A 25,300-nucleotide genomic window follows, 5' to 3' on the forward strand; every position below is an offset into this window, starting at 1 on the left:
TGCGGAAAACCTCTCGAAGTGTGACAGCGGTCGAACAACAACCCGCGGGACGGCGCCCCAGACGCATCCCCTTCCGGCTGATCCTGGGCCTGCTCCCGCTCGCCTTCGTGGCGTACCTCGCGGTGCGGCACCGCGACGTGCTCGGCGAGGGCTTCCACCACCTGGCGACGGCGAAGTGGCCGTGGCTGCTGGCGGCGGGCGGCGCCACCTGCCTGACCTGGGTCGCGATGGCGGTGACCCGGCAGGGCGCGGTCGTGGAGCGGCTGCCGGGTTTCCGGCTGCTCGCCACGCAGGTCGCGGCGATGGCGGCCAACCACATGCTGCCGACCGGGCTGGGCTCCAGCGCGGTCAACCTGCGGTTCATGACGGTGTGCGGGCTGCCGCTGGCCCGCTCGTCGGCCGCCGTGGCGCTCTATCTGCTGGCCGAGAGCATCGCCCGGGTCGGCATGCTGGCCGTGCTGCTGATCGCCTTCCCCGGCGCGCTGCGGCTCGGCACCCTGCTGCCGGACGACGTGGCCGGCCCGCTGCTGCTCGTACTGGGCGCGGCCGCGCTGGTGGCGGCGGCTGTGCTGCTTCTCGTACGACGGCTGCGCACGGCCGTCTTCTCCTTCGTGCGCACGGCACTGGGCGAGGCGCGCTCGGTGCACACCCGTCCGTCGCGGGCGCTGGCCCTGTGGGGCGGTTCGCTGGCGTTCCCCGCGTTGCAGGCGGCCGGGCTGGTCGCGGTGGGGCTGGCGTTGGGGCTGGAGATACCCCTGTGGCACATGGTCGTCGCGTATCTGGCCGCGACCGTCGCGGTCGCCGTGGTGCCCACGCCGGGTGGGCTCGGCTCGGTCGAGGCGGCGCTGATCGTGGCGCTGGTCGCGGCGGGCAGCCCGGCCGCCGTGGCCACGGCGGTGGTCCTGGCGTACCGCATCATCACCGTCTGGCTGCCGCTGCTGCCGGGGGCGTTGACGCTGGGCGCGCTGGTGCGGCTGAAGGTGATCTGAGCCAGTCACTGCGGCCCGAACGACCAGTAACGTGCTGCCCCGACGAAAACGAAGGGGGCTCCACCATGCCGGTCCGCGTCGAGCGTCAGCAGCACGTCACCACGGTCGTCCTCGCCCGCCCCGAGGCCCGTAACGCGGTGGACGGCCCTACCGCGGCGGAGCTCGCCGCCGCCTTCCGGGAGTTCGAGGCGGACGACGAGGCGCGGGTCGCGGTGCTGTGGGGTGAGGGCGGCACCTTCTGCGCGGGGGCGGACCTCAAGGCGATCGGCACCGAGCGCGGCAACCGGGTCGCCGAGGACGGTGACGGGCCGATGGGCCCGACCCGTATGCGGCTGAGCAAGCCGGTGATCGCCGCCGTGGCGGGGCACGCCGTCGCGGGCGGTCTGGAGCTGGCGCTGTGGTGCGATCTGCGGGTCGCCGAGGAGGACGCCGTGTTCGGGGTGTTCTGCCGCCGCTGGGGTGTCCCGCTGATCGACGGCGGCACGGTACGGCTCCCCCGGCTGATCGGCACGAGCCGGGCCCTGGACATGATCCTCACCGGGCGTCCGGTGCCCGCCCGCGAGGCCTACGACATCGGCCTCGCCAACCGCCTCGTCCCCACCGGCCGCGCCCGCGCCGAGGCCGAGGAACTCGCCGCCGCCATCGCCCGCTTCCCCCAGGCCTGCCTGCGCACCGACCGCGCCTCGCTGCTGGAGCAGGACGGTCTGGACGAGCAGACGGCGATGCGCGGCGAACTCCGGCACGGCACGGGCGTACTGGCGCAGAGCCTGGAAGGCGCCGCCCGCTTCACCGCGGGGGCCGGACGACACGGCTCGTTCACGGACCAGTGAGACCGAGCTCCGACAGGACCGCGGCCGCCGCGCGAACGCCCTCGCGGGCCACCGACGGCGCCCCCTTCGCGGCCCTACGCGCTCAACTCCCGCCAAGGCACGAGCGCGCCCGGCAACAGCCTCAAGGGCGCCGCCTGTCTCGCCGCCAGGACCGGGCGGCACGGCCCGCTGACGGCCCGCGTGAGCCGCCGCCGACACCCGCCATAGCCACTCGCCGTCACTCCCCACGCCCAAGCGCGCCGACAGAATGCCTCAACCGCCGGGGCCGGGCCGCACGGCTCGTTCACGGACCAGTAAGTCCGAGCTCCGACAGGACCGCGGCGGCCGCGCGCACGCCCTCGCGGGCCACCTTCGGTGCCCGTTCCACGGCGTGTACGGCGTTGCCGACGGCGAACACGCCCGGGCGGGAGGTGTGCAGGGCGGTGTCGACGGCGGGGCCCCGGGTGGCGGGGTCCAGGGCGATGCCGCCGCGCCGGGCCAGTTCGTTGTCGGGCACGAAGTCGCCGGTGAACACCACGGTGTCGCAATGCAGGACCGTCGTACGGCCGTCGCGGTGGCGCACCCGGACGCCGGACAGGCGGCCGTGCCCGAGGAGTTCGGTGACGCCGGTGTGGGTGAGGAGCGGGATGCCCCGGCGGAGGCGGGCGTCGAAGGCCCGCGCGGTACGCGGGGTGGGCAGGTCGCTGACCATGGCGACGACCCGGGCGCCGGCCGCCCGTACGGTGTCGGCGGCCGAGTAGGAGACGTCCTCCGCGCCGATCACCACGGCCCGGCTCCCGATCGGCTGCCCGTACAGGTGCACCGCCTGCTGCAGTTCGCCCGTGGTGTAGACGCCGGCCGGGCGGGTGCCGGGGACCAGCCGGGCGGTGCGGGGGCGTTCGCGGGCGCCGGTGGCCAGCACGATCGCCCTCGCGGTGACCGCCTCCAGGCCGTGCGGGCCGACCGTCGTCAGCGTCAGCGGGCCCGCCCAGTCCAGGGCGGTCACGCCGGTGCGGACGACCGCTCCGGCGCGTACGGCCGCGGCGGTGAGCAGGCGGGCGTACTGGGGGCCGGTCAGCGGGCGCAGCAAGGTGCCGAAGCCGCCGTGCGCGCAGTGCCGTGGCACCCCGCCCGCCCGCTGCTCCCTCTCCAGCACCTCCACCCGGCCCGCCCCGGCGCCGGCCAGCCGGGCGGCGGTGGCGAGTCCGGCGGGGCCCGCGCCGACGACGAGCACGTCGACCTGGCGTACGTCCGTCACGGCCGGGCCTCCTCGAGCAGCTGCCGTAGCGCGGCCCCGCAGTAGAAGCCCTGGCAGCGGCCCGCCCGCGCGCGGGTGCGGCGGCGCAGTCCGTCGAGGGTGCGCGGCGGGATCGTACTGGCGAGGGCGTCGCGGATCTCGCCGCGGGAGACGCGCTCGCAGTGGCAGACGAGGGTGCCGTACTGCGGGTCGGCGGCGATGAGGTCGGGGCGCTCGCAGGGGCGCGGGGAGGCCTCGCCCAGGTTGGGCATGCGGACCGGCTCCAGCTCCCGGACCGGCCCCGGGTCGAGGCCCGCCTCGGTCAGCAGGCCGGTGACGTGGGCCGCGATCGCGAGGGACGCCGTCAGGCCGGTGGAGCGGATGCCGCCGACGGTGACGTACGCCTGGCCGGGGTGGGCGCGGATGCGGTAGTCGTCGTGCTCGGTGGCGGCGCGCAGACCGGCGTAGACGGCGGTGACCTCCTCGTCGAGCAGTTCGGGCAGGATGCGGCGGCCCCTGGCACGCAGGGCCGCCAGTCCGTCGGCGGTGGAGCCGGTGGCCCGCTTGTCGTCCAGGTCCTCGGCGGTGGGGCCGAGCAGGACGTTGCCGTGGACGGTGGGGGCGACCAGGACGCCCTTGCCGAGGGCGGTGGGGACGGGCAGCAGGATGTGGTTGACCAGCGTGCGGGCGAACGTGTCGAACACGATGAGCTGGCCGCGGCGCGGGGTGACGGTGAAGTCGCGGTGTCCGAGGCGGGCGTCGAGTGTGTCGGCGTGCAGTCCGGCCGCGTTGACCAGCCAGCGGGCCCGCAGCGTGCCCGCGCCGGTCGTCAGCACATGAACGCCGTCCTGCCGACCGACCTCCTCCACCCGGGTGTCGAGGTGCAGCTCGACTCCGTGCCGGACGGCCTGGGTGGCGTACGCCAGGGTGGTCGTCCAGGGGCAGATGACGGACTCGCCGGGCACGTGCAGGGCGCCGAGCGCGCCGGGGCCGAGGTGGGCTTCGCGCTCGTACAGTTCGGCGGGGCCGAGCAGGCGGGTGGCGTGGTGGTCGTTGGCCTCGGCCTTCTCGGCGAGGCGGGGCAGGGCGGCGAGCTGTTCCTCGTCCCAGGCCACGAGCAGGGCGCCGACGGGTTCGACGGGGATGCCGGACTCGGCGGCGTACGCGGCGAGCAGGCGCGCCCCCTCGCGCACCAGCCGTGCCTCCAGGGAGCCGGGGACCGCGTCGAACCCGGTGTGCAGGATCGCGGTGTTGGCCTTGGAGGTGCCCTGGCCGACGTCGTCCTGGGCCTCGACGAGGGCGACGCTCAGCCGTGGGTACCGGGCGAGTTCACGGGCGATCGCGCTGCCGACGACTCCGGCGCCGACGACCGCCACGTCGTAGACGCCGGTCATAGGGGCGTTCGGCGGAGGCGTATCCACGTCCCGCCGCGCCAAGCCTGCCTCCAGCCGCGTCGTATCGACGTCCCGTCGCGTCATGCCGGGATCCGGTCGAGCAGCGCAGCGACCTCGCGGCGGAACGCGGCGAGGCGTTCGGCGGCCTCGTCGGCGCTGATCCGGGGTTCGTGGACGGCGGCGGGCTTCCAGTCGGGCAGCGCGTCCGCCAGGGTCAGCTCCGGCTCCGCGCCGAGCCGGGCCAGCGCGCCGGCGCCGAGGGCGGTCGCGTCGGGCAGCGCGGACACCTCGACCGGGCGTTGCAGCAGGTCGGCCTGGGTCTGCATGAGGAGCGCCGAGCGGGTCAGGCCGCCGTCGACGCGCAGGGTGTCGAGCGGCGCTCCGAGGTCCTTCGCGGCCGCGTCGGCGAGTTCGACGACCTGGGCGGCGATGCCCTCGCACAGGGCACGGACCAGATGGCCGGGGGCGGTGTCGAGGCCGAGTCCGGTGAGCGAGCCCCGCACGTCGCCGCGCCACCAGGGGGCGGCGAGCCCGGCGAGGGCGGGCACGAAGGTGACCCCGCCGCTGTCGGGGACCGAGGCGCCCACGGCGTCGAGGTCGGCGGCGCCCTCGATCACGCCGAGGTCGGTGAGCCAGCGGACGGCGGAGGCGGCCGTGTAGACCTGCCCGTCGAGGCAGTAGGCGGCCCGACCGTCGAGCCGCCAGGCGACGCAGCTGACCAGGCCGGAGTCGCCGCGCCGGGGCGTGTCGCCGGTGTGCGCGAGAAGGAACGCGCCGGTGCCGTAAGTGCACTTGGCGCCGCCCGGCTGGGTGATGTGCTGGGCGAGCAGCGCGGCCTGCTGGTCGACGGCCAGACCGGTGAGCGGGATCCCGGGGCCGAAGGCGGTGGTGGTGCCGACGGGACCGGCGTTGTCGACGACCTCGGGGAGCCGTTCGCCGGACAGGCCGTAGAGGTCGAGGGCGCGCGGCGACCACGCGGTGCGGTCGAGGTCGAGCAGCTGGGTGCGGCCGGCGGTGGCGGCGTCCGTGACGCAGGCGCCGGTGAGCCGGTGCACGAGCCAGGCGTCGCTGGTGGTGACGACTCCCTCGCGGGTGAGGTTCCGCCGTATCCAGGCCATCTTGGGCGCGGCGAAGTACGGGTCGACCGGCAGGCCCGTCAGGTGCCGTAACTCGTCGTCGTACGGGGCGAGTTCGGCGCACACGGTCTCGGCTCGGCGGTCGTGCCAGACGAGCGCGTCGGTCAGCGGGCGGCCCGTCACGGGGTCCCAGGCGAGCACGGTCTCGCCCTGGTTGGCCAGGCCCAGCGCGACCACGGGTTCGCGGGCCTCGGCGAGGGCGCGGTGGCCTGCCTCGACCACCGAGTCGTACAGCTCGGCGGGGTCGACCTCGGCCAGGCCGCCGGGCAGCGGGCGGGGGCGCACGGCGGCGAAGGCGCTGCCGAGGACGCCGCGTTCGGGGCAGATCACCAGGGCCTTGGTGCCGGACGTGCCCTGGTCGACGGCGAGCACCGGACCTGTCATCGAGCCCCCTCCGGCTCCTGGGCGATCACGGTGCGACAGCCTGCCGTCGGCCACCACCCTGCGTCAAGCGCCGCTGACGGTCTGTCAGTTTCACATGGTGAACAGGTGACACGAGGAAGCCCTCATGGATCGGCCAACCATGAGGAGAACGCGGAAGCTCCGCCTCTATAGTGACCGCCGACCGGACATGAGCTTGTCAACCGCCGCTCGGGGGAGCCCTGTTGTTACTCCAGCCTTCCGTTCCCGTCCACCCCTCGCAGGGGACGGGCGGATGATGGCCAGAGACGGAGCACGACCCGTTTACGACCCGGCAGGACCCGACGCCGCGCTGCGCACGGCCCTTCAGGAGGTGCGCGCCGGACGCTGGATGTCGATGCGCACCCTGCTCGCGGAGACCTCGTCCTGGTGGCAGTGGACCCGGCGCACCCAGGTCCTGGCGGCCGCGGCGGCCGGCACCGACGTGGTGCGGGCCTGGCTCGCCGAGGAACCGGACAGCCTCCCGGCGGTGGTGATGCACGCCCGGGTGGCGGTGGAACGCGCGCTGCGCGCCGCCCGTGGGGACCATCGCCGTACGCAGCAGCTGTGGCACGAGGCGTGGCTGGCCGCCGACGCGGCGGCCCGCGCCTCCCCGCACGACCCGGTGCCGTGGGTCTGTCTGCTGGCGCTGGCCCGGCTGGACCGGGAGCAGCGCTGGGACGAGCACCGGGTTCCGGCGCCGGAGCCGATGCTGCCGCCCGGCCCGTGGGGCCTCCTCGCCGAGGCCGGCAAGCGCGATCCGTACAACCGCGAGGCCCACCACCGCATGCTCCAGTTCCTGTTCGGGCGGGCCGCCTCGGGCAGGCTCGCGGAGGCGGTCGGCTTCGCGCAGTGGGCGGCCGACGGGGCGCCACCGGGCTCCGCGCTGCACGTCCTGCCGCTGTACGTACGGGTCGAGCGCTACCGGCGGGCGGGCGGCCACGACGCCGCCCTCGACCTGCACTGGGTCGCGGAGGACGCGACCCGGGAGGCACGCCGGGCGTTCCACTCCTGGTTCGAGCTCACCACCGCCGCCGAGCGCTCCCCGATCGACCTCAACCATCTCGCCCACGCCCTGTGGGGCGCCCTGCAGTTCCCGGAGGCGGCCCGGGTATTCGACGCGATCGGCCCGTACTACGCGCCCCTGCCCTGGGCCCACCGCACGTCGGATGCGTCCGACCACGCCGGCGCCGTGGACGTCTTCCTCCAGGCCCGCGGCCGCTCGACGGCCCACCGCCCCTGATTGTCTCCGTTCGTCTATCCGAAGGATGCGCATGTCCAGCAACGCCCTTCCGCCGCAGGACGAGGAACAGCGCCTGCGCGAACTCGGCTACAAACCGGTGCTGGCCCGCCGTATGGGCGGCTTCGGCAACTTCGCGATCAGCTTCTCGGTGATCTCGATCCTGTCCGGCTGCATGACCCTGTACGGCTTCGGCATGGGCGCGGGCGGTCCCGCGGTGATGCTGTGGGGCTGGGCCGGGGTCGGGCTGTTCGTGCTGTGCGTGGGGCTCGCGCTGGCGGAGGTGACCAGCGCGTATCCCACGTCCGGCGCCCTGTACTACATGGCCGACCGGCTCGGCGGGCGCCGCTGGGGCTGGTACACGGGCTGGCTGAACCTGCTCGGTCTGCTCGGCGCGATCGCCGGCATCGACTACGGGGCCGCCCTGTTCACCGGCGCGTTCCTGAACCTCCAGTTCGGCTTCGAGCCGACACCGGAGAAGACGTTCCTCATCTTCATGGTGATCCTGCTGCTGCACGCCACGCTGAACCTGTTCGGCGTCCGCCTGGTGAGCGTGCTCAACTCGATCAGCGTGTGGTGGCACCTCGCCGGTGTCGCGCTGATCGTCGGCGCGCTGGCGATCGTCCCCGACCACCACCAGTCGCCGTCCTTCGTCTTCACCGAGTTCGTCAACGAGACCGGCTGGGAGAACCCGGTCTACGTCGCCGCGATCGGCCTGCTGCTCGCGCAGTACACCTTCTCCGGCTACGACGCCTCCGCCCACCTCTCCGAGGAGACCGCCAACGCCTCGGTGTCGGCGGCGCGCGGCATCGTGCGGGCCATCTGGGTGTCGTGGATCGCCGGTTTCGTGCTCCTCGCCGGTCTCACCTTCGCCATCCAGGACTACGCCGCCACGCGGGCCAGCGAGACCGGGGTGCCGCCCGCGCAGATCCTCCTCGACGGCCTCGGCACGGACGCCGCCGGCGCGCTGCTGCTGGTCGTGATCGTCGCCCAGCTGTTCTGCGGCAACGCCGAGGTCGCCGCGGCCAGCCGCATGGTGTTCGCGTTCAGCCGGGACCGGGCCCTGCCCGGCTCGGAGCTGTGGCGCAAGGTCAGCGGCCGCACCCAGACGCCGGTGGCCGCCGTCTGGCTGTCGGTGGGCGTGGCCTGCGTGCTCGCCCTGCCGTCCCTGTACTCGGCGACGGCGTACGGGGCGGTCACCGCCATCAACGTCATCGGGATCACGCCCGCCTACGTCATCCCCGTGTACTTGCGACTGCGCGCGGGCGACCGGTTCCGGCCGGGGCCGTGGCACCTGGGCCGGTGGAGCAGGCCGATCGGCTGGATCGCGGTCGGCTGGGTGGCCTGCGTGACCGTCCTGTTCTGTCTGCCGCAGTCCTCGCCGGTGACGGTCGACACGATGAACTACGCGTCCGTCGCCCTGCTCGTCGTACTCGTCCTCGCCACCGCGTGGTGGTACGTCGCCCGCCGTTCGTACGGAACACCCACCACGGCCGCGTACGGATCGGACCGGGAACAGGCGGAAATGGCCGAGGGAATCGTCTGAGCTGCGCGATCCGGCCACCGAGCCAGGTACGAACTGGCGCGCCGGATACGGCAGGATGAGCGATCGCGTCGACCCGTCACGGTGGCCGGCGCGATCGCACATCCCGTCTTCGAGCAGGTGACAACTTGACGCGACTTCACATCCGGTACGCCGCGGACTGCTTCCGCGGAGGTGACCGATGACCCGCGCGCTGACCCTGGACGACTTCGTCCTCGCCGGGATCGCGCTGGCGGCCGGGCTGGTCGCGGCGTTCCTGCTGCGCACGCTGCTGCGCTGGCTGGGCAAGCACGCCCTGCGGACCCGCTGGGGTGGCGACGACGTCATCGTGGACGCCCTGCGGACCGTGGTGCCGTGGGGGGCGATCGTGGGCGGCGCGGCGGCCGCCGGGGCGGTGCTGCCGCTGACCCGGACCGTCCAGCACCACGTCAACCAGTCCCTGACCGTGCTGTTCATCCTCGTCGTGTCGGTGTCGGCGGCCCGGGCGGTCGCCGCGCTGGTGCGTACGGTCGCCCAGTCCCGCTCCGGAGTCGCCGCCTCGGCGTCGATCTTCGTGAACATCACCCGGGTCGTGGTGCTGGCGATCGGCTTCCTGGTGGTGCTGCAGACGCTGGGCATCTCCATAGCCCCGCTGCTGACCGCCCTCGGCGTCGGCGGTCTGGCGGTCGCCCTCGCCCTGCAGGACACCCTCGCCAACCTCTTCGCGGGCATCCACATCCTCGCCTCCAAAACCGTCCAGCCGGGCGACTACATCCGGCTGAGCAGCGGCGAGGAGGGCTACGTCACCGACATCAACTGGCGCCAGACCACCATCCGCAACCTCTCCAACAACCTGGTCATCATCCCCAACGGGCAGCTCGCGGGGACGAACATGACCAACTACAACCGGCCCGAGGAGCAGCTGACGATCCTGCTCCAGGCGGGCGTGGCGTACGACAGCGACCTGGAGCACGTCGAGCGGGTGACCATGGAGGTCATCGCCGAGGTGATGAACGAGATCGACGGCGCCGTCCCGGAGCACGAGCCGGCGGTGCGCTTCCACACCTTCGGCGACTCCCGGATCGGGTTCACGATCATCCTGGGTGTGGGCGAGTTCAGCGACCAGTACCGGATCAAGCACGAGTTCATCAAGCGCCTGCACAAGCGGTACCGGGCGGAGGGCATCCGGATCCCGGCGCCGACGCGGACGGTGTCGTTGCAGCAGAGTGCGGTGGTCATTCCGCAGCAGCGGGGGGCCGGGGAGACGGAGGACGTGGCGTCGGTCTCCATGGACACGGACCCCGGTCGAGTAAGCCCCCGGCACGAGATATCTTGATGTCGAGCAATGTTGCAGACGTGGAGCGGAGCACCCGGTGACTGACTCGACCATCATCTATACGCACACTGACGAGGCCCCGGCCCTGGCGACGTATTCCTTCCTGCCGGTGGTCCAGGCCTACGCCTCGCAGGCGGGCGTCGCCGTTCAGACGCGGGACATCTCGCTGGCCGGCCGCATCATCGCGGTGTTCCCGGAGTACCTGACCGAGGACCAGCGCATCCCGGACGCGCTGACCGAGCTGGGCGAGCTGGCCAAGACGCCCGCGGCCAACATCATCAAGCTGCCGAACATCTCGGCGTCCATCCCGCAGCTCAAGGCCGCCGTCGCCGAGCTGCAGGGCCAGGGCTACGCGCTGCCGGACTACCCGGACGACCCCAGGACCGACGAGGAGCGGGAGATCAAGGCCCGCTACGACAAGGTCAAGGGCTCCGCCGTGAACCCGGTCCTGCGTGAGGGCAACTCCGACCGCCGCGCCCCCGCCTCGGTCAAGAACTACGCCAAGACCCACCCGCACCGCATGGGCGCCTGGACGCCGGAGTCCAAGACGAACGTGGCGACCATGGGCGTCGACGACTTCCGGTCCACCGAGAAGTCCGTCGTGATCTCCGAGGCCGGCTCCCTGCGGATCGAGCTCAAGGGCGACGACGGCTCCACCACCGTCCTGCGCGAGTCCGTACCCGTGCAGGCCGGTGAGGTCGTCGACGCCTCCGTGATGCGCGTCGCCGCGCTGCGCGAGTTCCTGACCGCGCAGGTCGCCCGCGCCAAGCAGGAGGGCATCCTGTTCTCCGTGCACCTGAAGGCCACGATGATGAAGGTCTCCGACCCGATCGTCTTCGGTCACGTGGTGCGCGCCTTCTTCCCGAAGACCTTCGCGAAGTACGGCGAGACGTTCGCCTCGGCCGGTCTGACCCCGAACGACGGTCTGGGCGGCATCTTCAAGGGTCTGGAGTCCCTGCCGAACGGCGCCGAGATCAAGGCCTCCTTCGACGCCGAGCTCGCCGAGGGCCCGGAGCTGGCGATGGTCGACTCCGACAAGGGCATCACCAACCTGCACGTGCCGTCCGACGTGATCGTCGACGCCTCCATGCCGGCCATGATCCGCACCTCCGGCCACATGTGGGGCCCGGACGGCCAGGAGCACGACACCATCGCGGTCATCCCGGACTCCAGCTACGCGGGCGTCTACCAGGCCGTGATCGATGACTGCAGGGCCAACGGCGCCTACGACCCGTCGACCATGGGCTCCGTCCCGAACGTCGGCCTCATGGCGCAGAAGGCCGAGGAGTACGGCAGCCACGACAAGACCTTCGAGATCCCGGTCACGGGCACGGTCCGCCTGGTCGACCAGAACGGCACCGCCGTCATCGAGCAGACCGTGTCCGCCGGTGACATCTTCCGCGCCTGCCAGACCAAGGACGCGCCGATCAAGGACTGGGTGAAGCTGGCCGTCACCCGCGCCCGCGCCACCGGCGACCCGGCGGTGTTCTGGCTGGACGCCACCCGCGCCCACGACGCCAACCTGATCGAGAAGGTCAACGCCTACCTGTCGGAGCACGACACCGAGGGCCTGGACATCCGCATCCTGGCCCCCGTCGAGGCGGCCAAGCTGTCGGTGGAGCGCATCCGCCGCGGCGAGAACACGATCTCCGTCACCGGCAACGTGCTGCGTGACTACCTGACCGACCTGTTCCCGATCCTGGAGCTGGGCACCAGCGCCAAGATGCTGTCGGTCGTCCCGCTGATGGCGGGCGGCGGCCTGTTCGAGACGGGCGCCGGCGGCTCCGCGCCGAAGCACGTCCAGCAGCTGGTCAAGGAAAACTACCTGCGCTGGGACTCCCTCGGTGAGTTCTTCGCCCTGGTGCCGTCCCTGGAGCAGTACGCGACCGCCACCGGCAACACCCGCGCGAAGGTCCTCGCGGACACGCTGGACCGCGCCACGGCGACCTTCCTCAACGAGGACAAGTCCCCGACCCGTCGCGTCGGCGGCATCGACAACCGCGGCAGCCACTTCTACCTGTCCCTGTACTGGGCGCAGGAGCTGGCCAAGCAGACCGACGACGCCGAGCTGGCGAAGGCCTTCGCGCCGCTCGCCGAGACGCTCACCGCGAACGAGCAGAAGATCGTGGACGAGCTGATCGCCGTGCAGGGCAAGCCGGCCGAGATCGGCGGCTACTACCAGCCCGACCCGGCCAGGGCCGCCGAGATCATGCGGCCGTCGGCCACCTGGAACGAGGCCCTCGCGTCCCTGAGCTGACGCCCCGGCCCGAAGGCCGCCCGTTTCCGTCTCCGCCCCGACCGGTGCACCGCCCGGCCGGGGCGGAGCCGTGTCCGGCGGCATGGCACCCTGATCCGCAGCTTGATCACCCGACACAGCACTGACTACGCCCGGAGCCGCCGATGACCCGCCCCACGCCGTCCTCCTTCGAGCTGCTGCCCGGCGCCGACGACTCGCCCGTGATCCTGCATGTGCCGCACTCCGCCCGGGACATACCGCAGGACGTGCGGGCCGGTATCGCGCTGGGCGACGAGGAGCTGCGGCGGGAGCTGGACCACATCACCGACGCGCACACCGAGCGGATCGCGGCCGAGGCGGCCGAGCTGGCCGACGTCGCGCCCTGGCGGTTCGTCAACCGGCTGTCGCGGCTGGTCGTCGATCCGGAACGGTTCCCGGACGAGCGGGAGGAGATGCTCGCCGTCGGCATGGGCGCCGTCTACACGAGGACCACGCACCGGGGTGTGCTGCGGACCGACGACGTCGATCCGCAGCCGCTCGTCGATCGGTATTTCAGGCCCTATGCCGAGGCGCTGACCGACGCCGTCGCCGCCCGCCTGGCCGCGCTCGGGCGGGTCGTGATCATCGACGTGCACTCCTATCCGACCGCGCGGCTGCCGTACGAGCTGCACGGGGACGGGGCCCGGCCCGCCGTCTGTCTCGGGACGGACTCCTTCCACACCTCGCCCGCGCTGCTCGCCGCTGCCCGTGAGGCGTTCGCGGTGGTCGGGGACGTGGGGCTCGACAGTCCGTTCAGGGGGACGTACGTACCGCTGAAGTACTACGGGACCGAGCCTGGGGTATCCGCGCTGATGGTGGAGATCCGCCGGGACACCTACATGACCGAGCCGGGCGGGCCGGCCGGACCGGGGCTGTCCCGGCTCGGCGCGGCGCTGGCCCGGCTGGTGGACGACGTCACCAGGTGACGTTCCGCGGGCGGAATCAGGCCCGCAGCCACTCCGTGACGACCACTTCCCCGCCGGTCCGCAGCCGCAGTGCGAAGGGGCCCGACGGGGCCACGTCACCGGCGAAGCGGCCCATGGCGTCGGCCGTGAGCGTGTCCGGCGCGGCCGGCTGGGGGCCGCAGAGCACCTCGATGCGGGCCGGCTGGGGCGGCAGCACCTGCCCCATCAGGCCCTCGGCGGTCACCTCGACGTCGACGGTCAGGTCACCGCTGCGGAAGGTCAGCATCCGCGGCGCGTCCGTCACCCCCCGCACGGGGATCGCGTCGACCAGCGAGTCGAAGGTCAGCTCGGCGAGCCGGGCGTCCAGGTCGTGCAGCGCGTAGGCGTCGACGGCGATGCGGCGCAGCTCGGCCGGCACCGGGTCCAGGACGGCGGCGGCGCCGCGGAGCTCCTCCTCCAGCAGGCCGCCGTCGAACTCCGTGTCGTCCAGGACGCCTTCGGTGCCGTCGAAGCCGTCCTCGTTGTTGGCGTTCACAGTGCTCCCCGTGCGTCGAGTCGGGCCCGCAGGCGACGCAGACAGCGCTGGCGCAGCGGCCCGATGCTGCCGACGGCGATACCCAGGGCGGCGGACACCTCCTGGTAGCTGGGCGGCGGCGAGGCCATCAGGACCCGCAGCAACTGCCTGCAGCGCTCCCCCAGTTCCTCGAACTCCTGCCACAGCCGCCGGATGCGCTCGCTCTCGGCGGCCGCCTCCTCCGAGTCGATCACCGTCTGCTCGGGCGTCCGGTCCTCGCTGACCCGGTCCAGCAGCTGCGGATCGTCGGTCGGTGTCATCCGGCGGAGGCTTTTGAGCACCTTCAGGCTCTCGTGCCGCGCGGTGCTCGCCAGCCAGGCCCCGGCCTTCTGCGGTTCCCGGATCCGCCCCAGGTGCTGGGCGAAGCGGAACCAGACGGTCTGGTACACCTCGTGCGCGTCGGCGTCGGAGAGCCGGTGGGCGCGCGCGACCGACCACACCAGCGGGCTGAGCCCTTCCACCAGCGCTTTCCAGGCCGCCGCGTCACCGTCGACGGCGGACTGGACGAGCACGCCGACATCTGCACGGTCCACGGCCCCACCCCTTGTGTACGACACGTCATCGTACGCCGTGGCGGGGACCGCCAGGACCGTCATGCCGCGGGTCCGGCGGTGCCGACCGGCCCCGGGCGCCAGGTCGGCGGACGCAGAGCCGGCACGATGGCGCCGCGTACCTCCGCGAACTCGGTGTTGCCCGCGAGCAGTTGCTGTCGGGCGGCGCGCGGGTCGGTCTCCTTGTGGGCGACCATGTGCGAGGCGATCATCCCGGCCACCACGGGGGTGGCGAAGGAGGTGCCGCTCCAGTTCGCGAGCCCCTCGAACATCACCTGGTCCGGCTGGTCCGGGCCGGCCCGGTCGCCGCTGAGCACGCCCGTGTGCCGGGGGGACGTGCAGGTGCAGGCGTAGCCGAAGCCGTAGCGGCAGGACGCGTAGGTGGAGTGCTGGTAGACGTACGGGACGGGCTCGGCGAAGCCGGTGAGGGCGCTGGTGAGGCGCTCGCCGGGGGCGTAGACCTTCACCCAGGCGCCGTGGTTGCTGAAGCAGGCACCGAACTCGCCGTCGCTGCGCAGCGCTCCGACCGACAGGACGCTGCTCGCGTACTCCGGCAGGTCGGCGTAGGCGGCGGGCCAGAACGGGGTGGCGCTGCCGTTGTTGCCGGCGGCGGCGACCAGCAGGGTGTGCCGGGTGCGCAGTTCCTCCATGAAGGCCTGCACGCCGAGCAGGCCGTCGGTGCGGCCGTTGGAGGTGCCGGCGGAGAGGCTGAGGATGTCGGGCCAGCCGCTGGTGTCGACGGCCTCGAAGAGCTTGTCGCCGAACTCCGACTCCAGGACGGCGCCCGCGTCGTTCAGCGAGTTGCTGACGGTGAGGTCGGTGTTGGGGGCGACGGCGGCGACCAGTCCGCCGATGAACGTGCCGTGCCCGACGTACTGCTGGAGGATGCCGTCGTCGTCGCACTCCTTGATCTGGAAGTCGCCCTGGGCCCGGGCCAGCAGCGGGTAGGAGCGGTAGTCCCGCATGAGGCCGGTGTCGATCACCAGCACGCCGACCGCGGTGTCCGAGTCGTAGAGGCCCTCGGCGGGCGCGGGGTTGGGCTGCTCGGTGGGCTGGGCGGGCACGGGCTCGTCACCGGGGCAGGCGTTGACCGCGATGTGCACGACGTGGTTGCGGCTGACCAGCCTGCGTCCCGCGCGTCCCTCCGCCGTGCGCAGCGCGCGCAGGGCGTTCGCCACCGCCGGGTCGCCTCGGCGGTCGCCCTGCCCGGGGTCGCCGACCTGGATACGGGTGATTCCGGAGCGGTTGGTCTCGGGGCTCGTCCGGCGTACCCGCTCCCCGACCAGACCGGCGGTCTCGGTGAAGTGGGCCCGCACGGTGTCCTCGACGATCCGGGCCTCCTCGCCGTCGCGGGCGAGCACGACACCCTTCTCGTACATGAATTCGGCCGAGTCGTCGGGCCCCATCGCCAGAGGGACGTCGGGCATCGAGCGCTGGATCTGGTCGAACTGCTCGCGGAATCGCTGTGGTGCCATGGCGTGTCCCCTCACTGGAGCATTGGTCGACAACTAGAGCAGCTGGGCCGCTGATTGATACAGAGACAAACCCGTGTGGCATGGTTCCGGGGCCACTACCATCCGAGGGGTGACAGCGGGAAGCGACTCGGTTCTCGAACTGCTGCCGATGGTGTTCGCCGCACCGAACGACGCGCTGGCAGGGGCTCAGCGGGTTCTCGACACCGATCCGCCGCCGTTGCACGCCTCCGTCGCCCATCAGGTGATCGGTATCTGGCAGCGGGACTTCGGCGATCTGCGGATCGCCCTGGACCATCTGCGCCGCGCCCGCGATCTGGCGGCGCGCGCGGAGTCGGCCGAGCGGGAGGCGGACGTCCTCGGCACGCTCGGCGTGGCGCTGGTGCACGCCGGCCGCACCCGGCAGGGGCTGGCCGCGTTCGAGCGGGGCGTGCTGCGCGGTACGGGGCACACGCGCGCGCGGGTGCTGTACCGCCGGGCCTACGTGTGGTGGGTGCTCGGCCATCACCGTCAGGCGCTGGAGGACGTACGCCGGGCGATTCCCGTGCTGCGGCAGGCGGACGACGTGATCTGGACGGCCCGGGCACTGACCCTGCGGGCGACCGTGCATCTGGCGCTGGGCGCGGTGGAGCGGGCCGATGCCGACTTCACGGCGGCCGAGCGACTGTGGGACACGACCGGGCAGGAGCACGACAAGGCCGACGCGGTGGAGAGCCGGGGCCTGGCCGCGTTCCGGTCGGGTGACATCCCGGCGGCGCTGCGGCTGCTGGACGAGGCGCAGGAGCGGTACGCCAAGCTCGGCACGCCCTCCTTCATGCTCGACATCCGGCGCTGCGAGGTGCTGATGGCGGCCGGGCTGGCCCCGGAGGCGCTGGCCGAGGCGGACGCGGCGACCGGCGTACTGGACGGTATCGGCGGGCAGTCGACCCGCAAGGCGGAGCTGCTGCTCGTCGCCGCCCGCGCGGCCCGGCTGGCGGGCGATCCGCACACGGCGATCGCCCGGGCGGCGCTGGCGGTGCGGCTGTTCGCCGCGCAGCGGCGCACCTGGTGGGAGACGCACGCCCGGCTGGTGCTGATCGAGTCCCGGGTGGCCGCCGGGCGCCGTTCGGGCCGACTGGTCGCGGACGCCGCCGCGGTGGCCGACCGGCTGGCCGCGTTCGGGGCACCGGCCGCGCCGGAGGCGTCGCTGCTCGCGGGCCGGATCGCGCTGGCCCTGGGCTGGCGCACGGACGCCGAGCGGCATCTCGCGGTCGCCGCCCGCAGCAGGCACACGGGGCCACCGCACGCGCGGATGACGGGCTGGGCGGCGCAGGCCCTGCGCGCGCGTGCCGCCGGTTCGAGTCGGGGGGTGCTGGAGGCGTGCCGGCGCGGGCTCGACGTCCTGGACGACCACCGGATGACGCTCGGCGCCTCGGAGTTGCGGGCCCGCGCCACCGAGCAGGGTGCGGAGCTGGCGGCGCTGGCACAGCAGGTCAGCCTCGCCTGCGGGGGGCCGCGGCGGCTGCTGATGTGGAGCGAGCGGTGGCGGGCCACCGTACTGTCCGCGCCGCCCACCCGGCCGCCCGCCGATCCGGCGCTGGTGCGCTCCCTGACCGCGTTCCGGGAGATCGCCGCCCGCGCGGAGGCCGCCCGGATGGAGGGCCGCCCGGTGCCGGCGCTGGAGCGCGAGCAGCGGCGTCTGGAGCGGGAGGTCCGCTCGCGGACCCTGCACATGCGGGGCGACTCGCCCGGCGACGGGGACCGGTTCGACGTGGGCCGTCTGCTGGCGCGGCTGGGTGAGACGCGGCTGGTCGAACTCGCCGTGCTCGACGGGCGCGTGCATGTGCTGCTGTGCGGTCAGGGGCGGGTACGACGGTTCGCGGCGGGGCGGCTCGCGGAGGCGGAGGCCGAGGCCGAGCACGTACAGGCGGGGCTGCGGCGGCTCGCGCACCCGGGCGCGGAGGGGCGGCTGCCGGTGGTGGAGGCGGCGGGGCGGCGGCTGGAGGAGCTGCTGCTCGGGCCGGCCGCCGCGCAGCTCGGGCCCGGTCCGGTCGTGGTGGTGCCGCCGGCGCGGCTGCACCGGGTGCCGTGGGCGCTGCTGCCCTCGCTGCGGGAGCGGGTGCTGAGCGTGTCGCCGTCGGCGAGCAGTTGGCTGCGGGCGCGGGAGACCGAGCCGCCGCCGGGCGGGCGGCACGTGCTGGTGCGCGGGCCCGGGCTTGCGACCGGTGGCGCGGAGGTGCCCGAGGTCGCCGACCGGTACGGCAGGCCGACGGTCCTGGAGCACGACGAGGCCCGCGTCCCGCGCGTCCTGGAGGAACTGGACGGGGCCGCCCTCGCCCATATCGCCGCGCACGGCACGTTCCGTGCGGACAGCCCCTTGTTCTCGGCGCTGCGGATGGCCGACGGGCCGCTCATCGTGCACGACTTCGAACGCCTGGACCGCAGCCCGTACCGCATCATCCTCTCCAGCTGCGACACCGCCCGCCTCGCCTCGGTGGGCGCCGACGAACTCCTCGGCCTGGTCACCGCGTTGCTCCCGCTGGGCACGGCGGGCGTCGTCGCGAGCAGCGCGCCCGTCAACGACGCCGCCGTGGTCCCGCTGATGCTGGCCCTCCACAAGGGCCTGGCGACCGGCCTGTCCCTGGCCGAGGCCCTCCGCGACGCCCGTGCGGCCGTGCCGGGGGACGCGGTGCACCAGGCGACGGGGTGGGCGTTCACGGCGTTCGGGGCGGCGTGACGCGGCGTCGCGGTTACGCGGGCTGCGCGTCCGGCAGTTCCACCAGCCACGGCAGGGCCGCCCGGTCGCCGGCGCCGAGGCGGGCGTAGGCGCTGTAGAGGTGGTTGCCGACCGTGCGGACGGAGAGGGTGAGCTGTTCGGCGATCTGGCGGTTGCTGAGGCCGGCCGCGGCGAGGGTGACGATCTGGCGCTGACGGGCGGTGAGTTCGCCGAGGGCCAGGCCGGACAGGGCGGGGGTGCGGGCGCCCTGGCAGCTTCGGGCGAGGGCGGCGGCGCGGGTGCGTGAGGTGCGGGCGGCGCGCGGGTCGCGGTGCGCCCGTACGGCCTGGGCGTGTGCCTCGGCGGCGAACAGCATGAACCCGCGCTCCTGAAGCCGTTCGGCCGCCCGGTCCAGGCCGGGCCCGTCGCCGCGGGCGAGCGCGTCGGCGTGCTCGGCGAAGACGCCGCGCAGGCGTCCGGTGGCGTGTTCCGGCGCACCGAGGCGTACGGCGTCGTACGCATTGTCCGCCTCGACCGCCGCCAGCGCCCGGTCGAGGTCGCCGCGCGCGGCCGCCGCCCACAGGGCCACGGCACCGCTCACCTCGGCCTCCGCACCGGCGGTCACATCGCCCGACTGGGCTGCGGCGAGGGCGACTTCGGTACGGCAGGACGCGTCGTCGGCCGTGCCGCGCAACCCCTCCCGGGCCCACGCCCCGGCCTCCCGCAGCTCTCCGCGCAGCCGCGCGAACCGCGCCCGTACGGCGGCGTACCCGGCCGGCACCGAGGCGCCCTCGGCGGCGAGCCACTCCCCCACGGGCGTGGCCAAGGGGCGTACGTCGGCCTGCTCGATGCGCCGCAGCAGCTCCGCCTGTTCGGCGGCCAGGGCGGCATCGCACCGGTCCGGTGTGCCCGCCAGGCGCCGGGCACGGAGCTTGCCGGCGGTGGCTCGCAGGGCGGGCCCGAGGAGGGGGTGGGCGAGGTGGACGGTGCTGTGGTCGCCGATGTGGATCAGGCCGTCGTGTTCGAGCCGTTCGAGGATGCCGAGGTCGAGGGCGTCCATGGACAACGGGAGGGGTTCGGCGAAGGCGAGACGGTCGAGGGTCTCGCGCTCGTCGGGGGCGGTGCGGTCGAGGGCGGGGGCGACGCGGTCACGGACCGTGGCGGTGACCGGCACCGGCCCGCGCCAGGCCCGTTCGTCCGTGCCCTCGACGCGGCTGAGCAGTCCGCGCTCGCGCACCGCGCCGAGCAGGTCGCGCAGCAGCCGCAGATCGCCCTGGCACAGGCGGAGCAGCCGGCCCGCGGTGAGCGGCGCCGGCGGGCCGCCCGCGCCGGCGGTGAGCAGCGGTGCCGTCTCTTCGGCGGGCAGCGGTTCCAGGGCGAGCCGGGGCAGCAGTTCGCCGGTCCACAGTCGGGAGATCGCGCCGGGCACGGGCGCGCCGTCGGTGGCGACGACGAGCAGGCGGGTGCGGCCGTGCACGGCGAGCTGGTGGACCAGGGCGGCGGAGGCGTCGTCGAGCAGGTGCGCGTCGTCGACCAGCAACAGCCGTACGCCGGACAGCAGTTGCACCGCCCGGTGCAGGGTGACCCGCTCGGGCAGCAGGTGGGCGAACGCGGCGAAGGGGAGCTGCCGGGTCTCGGGTGTTCCGGCGGCCCTGGCGCAGTCGGTGCCGCGGACGGCCTCGGTGACCAGTCGGGTCTTGCCGTACCCGGCGGGCCCGGTCACCACGATGCCGGACCGGCCGGCGGTCAGCGAGCGGCGCACGAGTTCGAGTTCGTCCTCCCGCCCGGTGAACGGCCAGGGCAGCTCCAGGGTCTTCGCGTCCTGTTCGTAAGTCATCACGTCAACCAGAGCGCCACTACTCAGTCCTGATACAGGGCGACTTGAGTAGCCCCCGACTCAGGCGGCCCGGGTGCGGGGGCGGGCAGTCTGTGCGCATGCCCGGACGCTACTGCTCCCTCGCGCAGGCGTCGGCCCCCGTCTTCGCGCCGGGGCTGACCGCCGAGCGGCTCAGTGCGCTCGTCGGCGGCCGCCGGATGTGGGTCAACGGCACCGTGCTGCACTACTACTTCTTCGACGGCGACGCCGACGGCTCCGTCATCCCCGTCCCGGGGACCACGGAGACCCGGCGGGTGTCGTGGGGTGGTGCCAAGGAGCAGCAGGACGTCGTCCGCGAGTGCTTCGAGGAGTGGCAGGGCCTGGGCATCGGCCTCACCTTCACCGAGGTCGACGACCGGACGGAGGCCGAGCTGCGGATCGGCTTCCAGCTGGGCGACGGTTCGTGGTCGACCGTGGGCAAGGACGCGCTCCAGGTCGGCCTGAACGACCGCACCATGAATTTCGGCTGGGATTTGACCGAGCAAGGGGAGCGCGGGACGGCCCTGCACGAGATCGGGCACGCGCTCGGGATGCTGCACGAGCACCAGAGCCCGTTCGCCGGAATCCACTGGGACGACGAGGCCGTCTACGACGAGTTGGCGGGCCCGCCGAACTTCTGGAACCGCGACCGGACCTTCTTCAACGTCCTGCGCAAGCTCGACCCGGACGAGGTCAACGGCTCTGTCTGGGACCCGCAGTCGATCATGGAGTACCCGTTCCCGTCGGGGCTGATCCTTCAGCCCGAGCAGTTCCGCGCGGGACTGAACCCGCCCGGCACGCTCTCCGCCCTGGACAAGGAGTTCGTACTCCGCTGGTACCCGTCGGCCGACGGGGCGCGGCCGCCCGCGCTGGTGCCGTTCCGTTCGGAGCCGCTCCGTCTGGGGCCGGGCGAGCAGGCCGACTTCACTGTCGAGCCGCCTCAGACCCGCACGTACACGGTGGGCACCTTCGGCGAGAGCGACGCCGTCGTCGTGGTCTTCGAGGAGCGGGACGGCGAACCCCGCTACCTGGCCGGACAGGACGACGGAGGCGCCTCCGGCAACGCCACTGTCCGGGCCCGGCTCGTCAAGGGCCGCCGTTACTTCGTCCGTGTGCGCCTGTACTCCTCGTGGGGTCCGGGCGAGACAGCGGTCATGTGCTGGTGACCGCACGACCCCGCGCCACACGGGCGGCTGGACCACACTCCGGCACCGGGGGAGCGGTCGGGGCCCGTCACCTTCGGGGGAGGGTGACGGGCTCCGACCACGCCATGCCATGAGCGCGCCGCGCAGGGGTACTCCTGGAGGTACGCAGTCCCGAACGGAGGAGACCTCCATGCGTTCGCCCCGGCAGACCGCCGGTCTGTACTCCCGTGGAGACACCGCCCTGCTCGTGGCCGGTGGCTACGCCCTGCTCGTGGTCGGCGTCGCCGCCTGGCTGGGCACGCTGGTCCTGGTGGGCGACCCCGGCATGGGCGGGATCTGGCTCATCGCCCTGACCCTGCCCGTATCTGTTCCCCTGCTGGCGATCCCCGCCTCACCGGAGGGACACGTCGCGCTGCTGACCGCCGGCGGCCTGGCCCAGGCCTGGCTGCTGTGGCGACTGCTGCGCGGCAGGCGCACCCGGTGACGCACGAAGGGCCCTCGCCGGCTCTCACCGGCGAAGGCCCTCCGCGCACCGTCGGGACGACAGGATTTGAACCTGCGACCCCTTGACCCCCAGTCAAGTGCGCTACCAAGCTGCGCCACGTCCCGGTGCGCCGTCGCCCGGTGTTCCGGGTGAACGCGCAGGTAAACACTACCTCATACGGTCCTCGCTACTCGCCGGTGCCCTGCTCGCCCGCGCCCGTGTAGAACGCGGTGGTCCGGTCGGCCGCCGCCCGGGCCGCCGTCTCGTCCTCGCCGGACGCCACGCTCGCGGCGTACCACCCCTCGCTGCACAGGGTGATGAAGCGGATGCCCTCCTCCGAGGTCGCCCAGGCCTCGGCCTCGGCGGGGTCGACGGCCGCGCCGGAGGACAGGTGGGTGGCGAGGCCCATGACGGCCAGGTCCCAGCCGACGCCGACCGCGCCGGGCCCGAACTGCGCCCACCGCTCGTCGTCGACGTGGGCGATGTGCTCCAGCTCGAAGCGGGTGCGCTCGTCGCCCTCGGGCGTGAGGCGCAGCTCGATCCAGCTGACGTCGCCGCCGAACTCCCAGGTCGCGAAGAAGCCCTTGGGCGGATCGCAGCGCTCGACGGTGCCGGAGGCGTTGCCCTGCACCTGGTAGCGGCCGCCGAGCCGGAGTTCGCCGGTGACCGGCGCGAACCAGCGGGGCAGGCGCTCGGCGTTGGTGCAGGCGTCCCAGACGTCGTCGAGCGAGGCGTCGTAGGTCTGGCTCACGGTGACCACACGGGCCTCGCCGGCTTTGAATACGCGCTTGCCGACCTGGCGGCTCACGGAGTTGATCTGATGGGTGACGTCGATCATGTGGTGCTCCTCGGTGGGTCGTCTGCGCCGCGCAGCCGGCGCTCGCGTTTGCCGCGGGCCAACTCGGTGGCCAGGGCGTCCAGGCGTGGGGTCCAGAAGCGACGGAACCGGTCGAGCCAGGCGTCGATGTCCCGCAGTGGTTCGGAGTTCACCGCGTACAGGCGCCGGGTTCCCTCGGGGCGTACCGTCGCGAAACCGTTCTCCCGCAGCACCTTCAGATGCTGCGAGACGCCGGGCTGGGATATCCCGAACTCCTCCCGGATGACATCGCTGACCGCCCCGGAGGTCATCTCACCGTCGGCGAGCAGCTCCAGGATGCGGCGACGGACCGGGTCGCCGAGCACATCGAAGGCGTGCATGGCGGAAACGTATCATGCTCGACTTATATAAGCGACTACTGATTTATGATGCCGCTGCTTGGCCGGTGTTGGTGGCCGTAAGGATTTCGTCATCCGCCGAGTGTCGCGTTCCGTCGGTGTGGGCGTCTTGAATGGCTTCGAACAGGACGGAAGGAGCCGGAGATGGGGCGCAAATTCTGGGTGCCGGTGAGTGCGGTCGTCGCACTCGTGGTCGTCGCGGTGGGGCTGTACTGGTTCCAGCCGTGGAAGTTGTGGGTGGACGAGACCGTGCAGGAGGCGGTGCCCGCGGCGCCGCCGGTCGCGTCCGGCACTCCTGACGGGCCGGGCGCTGACAGCCCGCCCGAGTCACCCACTCCCACGCCCACGGAGCCGGTGACGGTCGCCCAAGGGGAGCTGATCAGCCATGAGCACGCCACGTCCGGCACGGTGAGCCTGCTGCGCCTCGCCGACGGCTCCCATGTGCTGCGACTGACGGACCTGAACACCAGCAACGGCCCGGACCTGCGGGTGTGGCTGACGGACGCGCCGGTGAAGGAGGGCCGGGCGGGCTGGCATGTGTTCGACGACGGGGCGTACGAGAGTCTGGGTCACCTCAAGGGCAACAAGGGCGACCAGAACTACGCGATTCCGGCGAGCGTCGACCCGGCCGATTTCACCAGCGTGAGCATCTGGTGCGACCGGTTCGACGTCTCGTTCGGGGCGGCGGAGCTGGCGCGCGCCTGAGAGGCCGGCGGGGGTCCTCAGTGAGCCGTGGCCAGCTCCTGCTGAGCGCCGGTGCCCGAGGACTTCCGCCCGCCACGGAGTGCGGCCACGCCGATGAAGACCATCGACGAGACACCGGCGAGCGCGAAGGCCGTGAAGCCCCAGTCGCCCTTGTTCGCGGCGAGCAACTGGCCGCCCAGCCACGGGCCGAACACGGCGCCGAAGCGGCCCATCCCGGACGTCCAGCCGACCGCCGTGGCCCGGTTCTCCGGGACGGAACGGATCGACACCGTCGCGTAGATCATGGTCTGGGCGCTGTTGAGGAACACGCCGGTCAGGAAGACCAGCGTCATGGTCACCGCCGGCGGCATGTGGACGCTGAGCAGGAAGACACCGGCGGCGGTCAGCGCGAACCAGATCGCCGAGATGCGCGGGGCGCCGAAGCAGTCGGCGGCGCGGCCGGCGATCAGCATGCCCACGATGCCGCCGAGGTTGAACAGGACGACGAAGGTCAGCGCGGAACCCAGCTCGTAGCCCTCGCCACGCATCAGGGTGGGCAGCCAGGTGGCGACGCCGTACACGAGGAGCAGTCCGCCGAAGGAGGCCAGCCAGTACAGCAGGGTCTGGATCCACTCGCCGCCGCGGAACAGGTTCGCCAGGGCGTGGAAACGGTCGGTGGCGCCCTGCCTGCCGGACGGGGCGGCGGGGAGTTCGACGTCGTAGCGGCGGGCCAGTTCGGCCGCCTCCTCGGTCCGTCCCTTGGCGAGCAGGAAGCTCAGTGACTCCGGCATGAACTTCACCAGCACCGGCGCGAACAGCAGCGGGGCGACACAGACCCAGAAGGCGGCGCGCCAGCCGAGCGGTTCCACGACCCACAGGGCGACGTAGGCGGAGAGGATGCCGCCCGCGTGGTGGGCGGTCATCAGCATGCCGATGGTGAGGGCGCCGCGGCCGCGCGGGGCGTAGTCGCAGACCATGCTGATCGCGGTCGGCAGCAGACCGCCGAGGCCGACACCGGCGAGGGTCCGGCCGAGGCCGAAGACCGCGACGCTGTCGGCGATCGCGCACAGTCCGGAGGCCAGCGAGAACAGCGTCACGCAGGCGACCATCAGCTTCTTGCGGCCGATCCGGTCGGCGACCGTCCCCGCGGTCAGCGCACCGACGAGCATGCCGAAGGTGGCGTAGCTGCCGAGGTCGCCGGCCTGGTCCGGGGTGATGCCGAGGGCCTGCTGCTCCAGCATGTGCGGCAGCACCGAGCCGTAGATGAACATGTCGAGGCCGTCGAAGAGGACGGCCAGCCAGCACAGACCGACGGCCAGAACGGCCAGTCTGCTGCCGCGGGCGGACAGAGCGGGGGAGGAGGACATCCTTGTTTTCCTCTCG

General features: G+C 73.1%; 20 protein-coding genes, 1 tRNA gene and 1 pseudogene. 11 read left to right on the forward strand and 11 right to left on the reverse strand.

Annotation, left to right across the window (positions count from 1 at the left end; all coding sequences use genetic code 11):
- Nucleotides 1-20 precede the first annotated feature (20 nt).
- Nucleotides 21-989 carry a lysylphosphatidylglycerol synthase transmembrane domain-containing protein gene (locus tag I2W78_RS03140; RefSeq protein ID WP_196456712.1) on the forward strand — a complete coding sequence of 323 codons (969 nt, stop codon included), beginning with the start codon at nucleotides 21-23 and terminating at the stop codon, nucleotides 987-989.
- A gap of 65 nt (nucleotides 990-1,054) precedes the next feature.
- Nucleotides 1,055-1,819: a crotonase/enoyl-CoA hydratase family protein gene (locus tag I2W78_RS03145; RefSeq protein ID WP_196456714.1), complete on the forward strand. Its 765-nt coding sequence runs from the start codon at nucleotides 1,055-1,057 to the stop codon at nucleotides 1,817-1,819.
- Between the two features lie 301 nt (nucleotides 1,820-2,120).
- On the opposite strand, the pseudogene I2W78_RS03150 reads toward I2W78_RS03145, so the two are convergent.
- The 3 genes and pseudogenes from I2W78_RS03150 to I2W78_RS03160 all read right to left on the reverse strand — a co-directional run.
- Nucleotides 2,121-3,056 (reverse strand): annotated as a pseudogene (locus I2W78_RS03150) (NAD(P)/FAD-dependent oxidoreductase); the annotation flags it as partial.
- A complete protein-coding gene (locus tag I2W78_RS03155; RefSeq protein WP_196464384.1) occupies nucleotides 3,053-4,429 on the reverse strand; it encodes an FAD-dependent oxidoreductase in 1,377 nt (458 codons plus the stop codon). The pseudogene I2W78_RS03150 and the gene I2W78_RS03155, both read right to left, overlap by 4 nt.
- Before the next feature lie 80 nt (nucleotides 4,430-4,509).
- On the reverse strand, nucleotides 4,510-5,949 hold the full coding sequence (locus I2W78_RS03160; protein WP_196456718.1) for an FGGY family carbohydrate kinase: 1,440 nt from the start codon (nucleotides 5,947-5,949) through the stop codon (nucleotides 4,510-4,512).
- Between the two features lie 274 nt (nucleotides 5,950-6,223).
- On the opposite strand from I2W78_RS03160, the gene I2W78_RS03165 reads away from it, so the two are divergent.
- The 5 genes from I2W78_RS03165 (at nucleotide 6,224) to I2W78_RS03185 (ending at nucleotide 13,263) form a co-directional block, all read left to right on the forward strand.
- Nucleotides 6,224-7,207 carry a hypothetical protein gene (locus I2W78_RS03165; RefSeq protein ID WP_196464385.1) on the forward strand — a complete coding sequence of 328 codons (984 nt, stop codon included), beginning with the start codon at nucleotides 6,224-6,226 and terminating at the stop codon, nucleotides 7,205-7,207.
- 31 nt (nucleotides 7,208-7,238) lie between these two features.
- On the forward strand, nucleotides 7,239-8,750 hold the full coding sequence (locus I2W78_RS03170; protein ID WP_196456720.1) for an amino acid permease: 1,512 nt from the start codon (nucleotides 7,239-7,241) through the stop codon (nucleotides 8,748-8,750).
- A gap of 178 nt (nucleotides 8,751-8,928) precedes the next feature.
- The gene (locus I2W78_RS03175) at nucleotides 8,929-10,062 is read left to right on the forward strand and encodes a mechanosensitive ion channel family protein (RefSeq protein ID WP_196456722.1); all 1,134 of its coding nucleotides are present in this window, start codon (nucleotides 8,929-8,931) and stop codon (nucleotides 10,060-10,062) included.
- A 37-nt stretch (nucleotides 10,063-10,099) separates the two neighbouring features.
- A complete protein-coding gene (locus I2W78_RS03180) occupies nucleotides 10,100-12,319 on the forward strand; it encodes an NADP-dependent isocitrate dehydrogenase (RefSeq protein WP_196456724.1) in 2,220 nt (739 codons plus the stop codon).
- 143 nt (nucleotides 12,320-12,462) lie between these two features.
- Nucleotides 12,463-13,263 (forward strand): N-formylglutamate amidohydrolase, encoded by an 801-nt coding sequence (locus tag I2W78_RS03185; RefSeq protein ID WP_196456726.1) that lies wholly within the window; start codon nucleotides 12,463-12,465, stop codon nucleotides 13,261-13,263.
- Between the two features lie 16 nt (nucleotides 13,264-13,279).
- Here I2W78_RS03185 and I2W78_RS03190 read toward each other — a convergent pair whose 3' ends face one another.
- The 3 genes from I2W78_RS03190 to I2W78_RS03200 are packed head-to-tail and all read right to left on the reverse strand — an operon-like array spanning nucleotide 13,280 to nucleotide 15,842.
- Nucleotides 13,280-13,777: a hypothetical protein gene (locus tag I2W78_RS03190; protein ID WP_196456728.1), complete on the reverse strand. Its 498-nt coding sequence runs from the start codon at nucleotides 13,775-13,777 to the stop codon at nucleotides 13,280-13,282.
- The gene (locus I2W78_RS03195; RefSeq protein ID WP_196456730.1) at nucleotides 13,774-14,349 is read right to left on the reverse strand and encodes an RNA polymerase sigma factor; all 576 of its coding nucleotides are present in this window, start codon (nucleotides 14,347-14,349) and stop codon (nucleotides 13,774-13,776) included. The genes I2W78_RS03190 and I2W78_RS03195 overlap by 4 nt, the downstream gene beginning before the upstream one ends.
- Nucleotides 14,350-14,408: 59 nt before the next feature.
- Nucleotides 14,409-15,842 carry a S8/S53 family peptidase gene (locus I2W78_RS03200; RefSeq protein ID WP_196456732.1) on the reverse strand — a complete coding sequence of 478 codons (1,434 nt, stop codon included), beginning with the start codon at nucleotides 15,840-15,842 and terminating at the stop codon, nucleotides 14,409-14,411.
- Between the two features lie 109 nt (nucleotides 15,843-15,951).
- Between I2W78_RS03200 and I2W78_RS03205 the strand changes: the two genes are divergently transcribed.
- Nucleotides 15,952-18,555 (forward strand): CHAT domain-containing protein, encoded by a 2,604-nt coding sequence (locus tag I2W78_RS03205; protein ID WP_196456734.1) that lies wholly within the window; start codon nucleotides 15,952-15,954, stop codon nucleotides 18,553-18,555.
- 13 nt (nucleotides 18,556-18,568) lie between these two features.
- Here I2W78_RS03205 and I2W78_RS03210 read toward each other — a convergent pair whose 3' ends face one another.
- On the reverse strand, nucleotides 18,569-20,371 hold the full coding sequence (locus tag I2W78_RS03210) for a LuxR family transcriptional regulator AbsR2 (RefSeq protein ID WP_196456736.1): 1,803 nt from the start codon (nucleotides 20,369-20,371) through the stop codon (nucleotides 18,569-18,571).
- A gap of 98 nt (nucleotides 20,372-20,469) precedes the next feature.
- Here I2W78_RS03210 and absR1 point away from each other — a divergent pair, with 98 nt between their 5' ends.
- Together absR1 and I2W78_RS03220 are read left to right on the forward strand one after the other, a co-directional pair.
- Nucleotides 20,470-21,555 carry a beta-glucuronidase AbsR1 gene (absR1, locus tag I2W78_RS03215; protein WP_196456738.1) on the forward strand — a complete coding sequence of 362 codons (1,086 nt, stop codon included), beginning with the start codon at nucleotides 20,470-20,472 and terminating at the stop codon, nucleotides 21,553-21,555.
- 169 nt (nucleotides 21,556-21,724) lie between these two features.
- Entirely contained in the window at nucleotides 21,725-22,018 is a 294-nt protein-coding gene (locus I2W78_RS03220; protein ID WP_196456740.1) for an SCO4225 family membrane protein, read from the forward strand.
- Between the two features lie 51 nt (nucleotides 22,019-22,069).
- Here I2W78_RS03220 and I2W78_RS03225 read toward each other — a convergent pair.
- From I2W78_RS03225 to I2W78_RS03235, 3 genes are all read right to left on the reverse strand, one after another.
- Nucleotides 22,070-22,143: transfer RNA gene (locus I2W78_RS03225), tRNA-Pro, on the reverse strand.
- A gap of 62 nt (nucleotides 22,144-22,205) precedes the next feature.
- On the reverse strand, nucleotides 22,206-22,856 hold the full coding sequence (locus I2W78_RS03230) for an SRPBCC family protein (RefSeq protein WP_196456742.1): 651 nt from the start codon (nucleotides 22,854-22,856) through the stop codon (nucleotides 22,206-22,208).
- The gene (locus I2W78_RS03235; RefSeq protein ID WP_141307072.1) at nucleotides 22,853-23,215 is read right to left on the reverse strand and encodes an ArsR/SmtB family transcription factor; all 363 of its coding nucleotides are present in this window, start codon (nucleotides 23,213-23,215) and stop codon (nucleotides 22,853-22,855) included. The genes I2W78_RS03230 and I2W78_RS03235 overlap by 4 nt, the downstream gene beginning before the upstream one ends.
- A 162-nt stretch (nucleotides 23,216-23,377) precedes the next feature.
- On the opposite strand from I2W78_RS03235, the gene I2W78_RS03240 reads away from it, so the two are divergent.
- On the forward strand, nucleotides 23,378-23,938 hold the full coding sequence (locus I2W78_RS03240; protein WP_196456744.1) for a DM13 domain-containing protein: 561 nt from the start codon (nucleotides 23,378-23,380) through the stop codon (nucleotides 23,936-23,938).
- Nucleotides 23,939-23,955: 17 nt separating this feature from the next.
- Here I2W78_RS03240 and I2W78_RS03245 read toward each other — a convergent pair whose 3' ends face one another.
- On the reverse strand, nucleotides 23,956-25,284 hold the full coding sequence (locus I2W78_RS03245) for an MFS transporter (protein ID WP_196456746.1): 1,329 nt from the start codon (nucleotides 25,282-25,284) through the stop codon (nucleotides 23,956-23,958).
- Nucleotides 25,285-25,300 lie beyond the last annotated feature (16 nt).

Source organism: Streptomyces spinoverrucosus (assembly GCF_015712165.1).
Lineage (GTDB): Bacteria > Actinomycetota > Actinomycetes > Streptomycetales > Streptomycetaceae > Streptomyces > Streptomyces spinoverrucosus_A.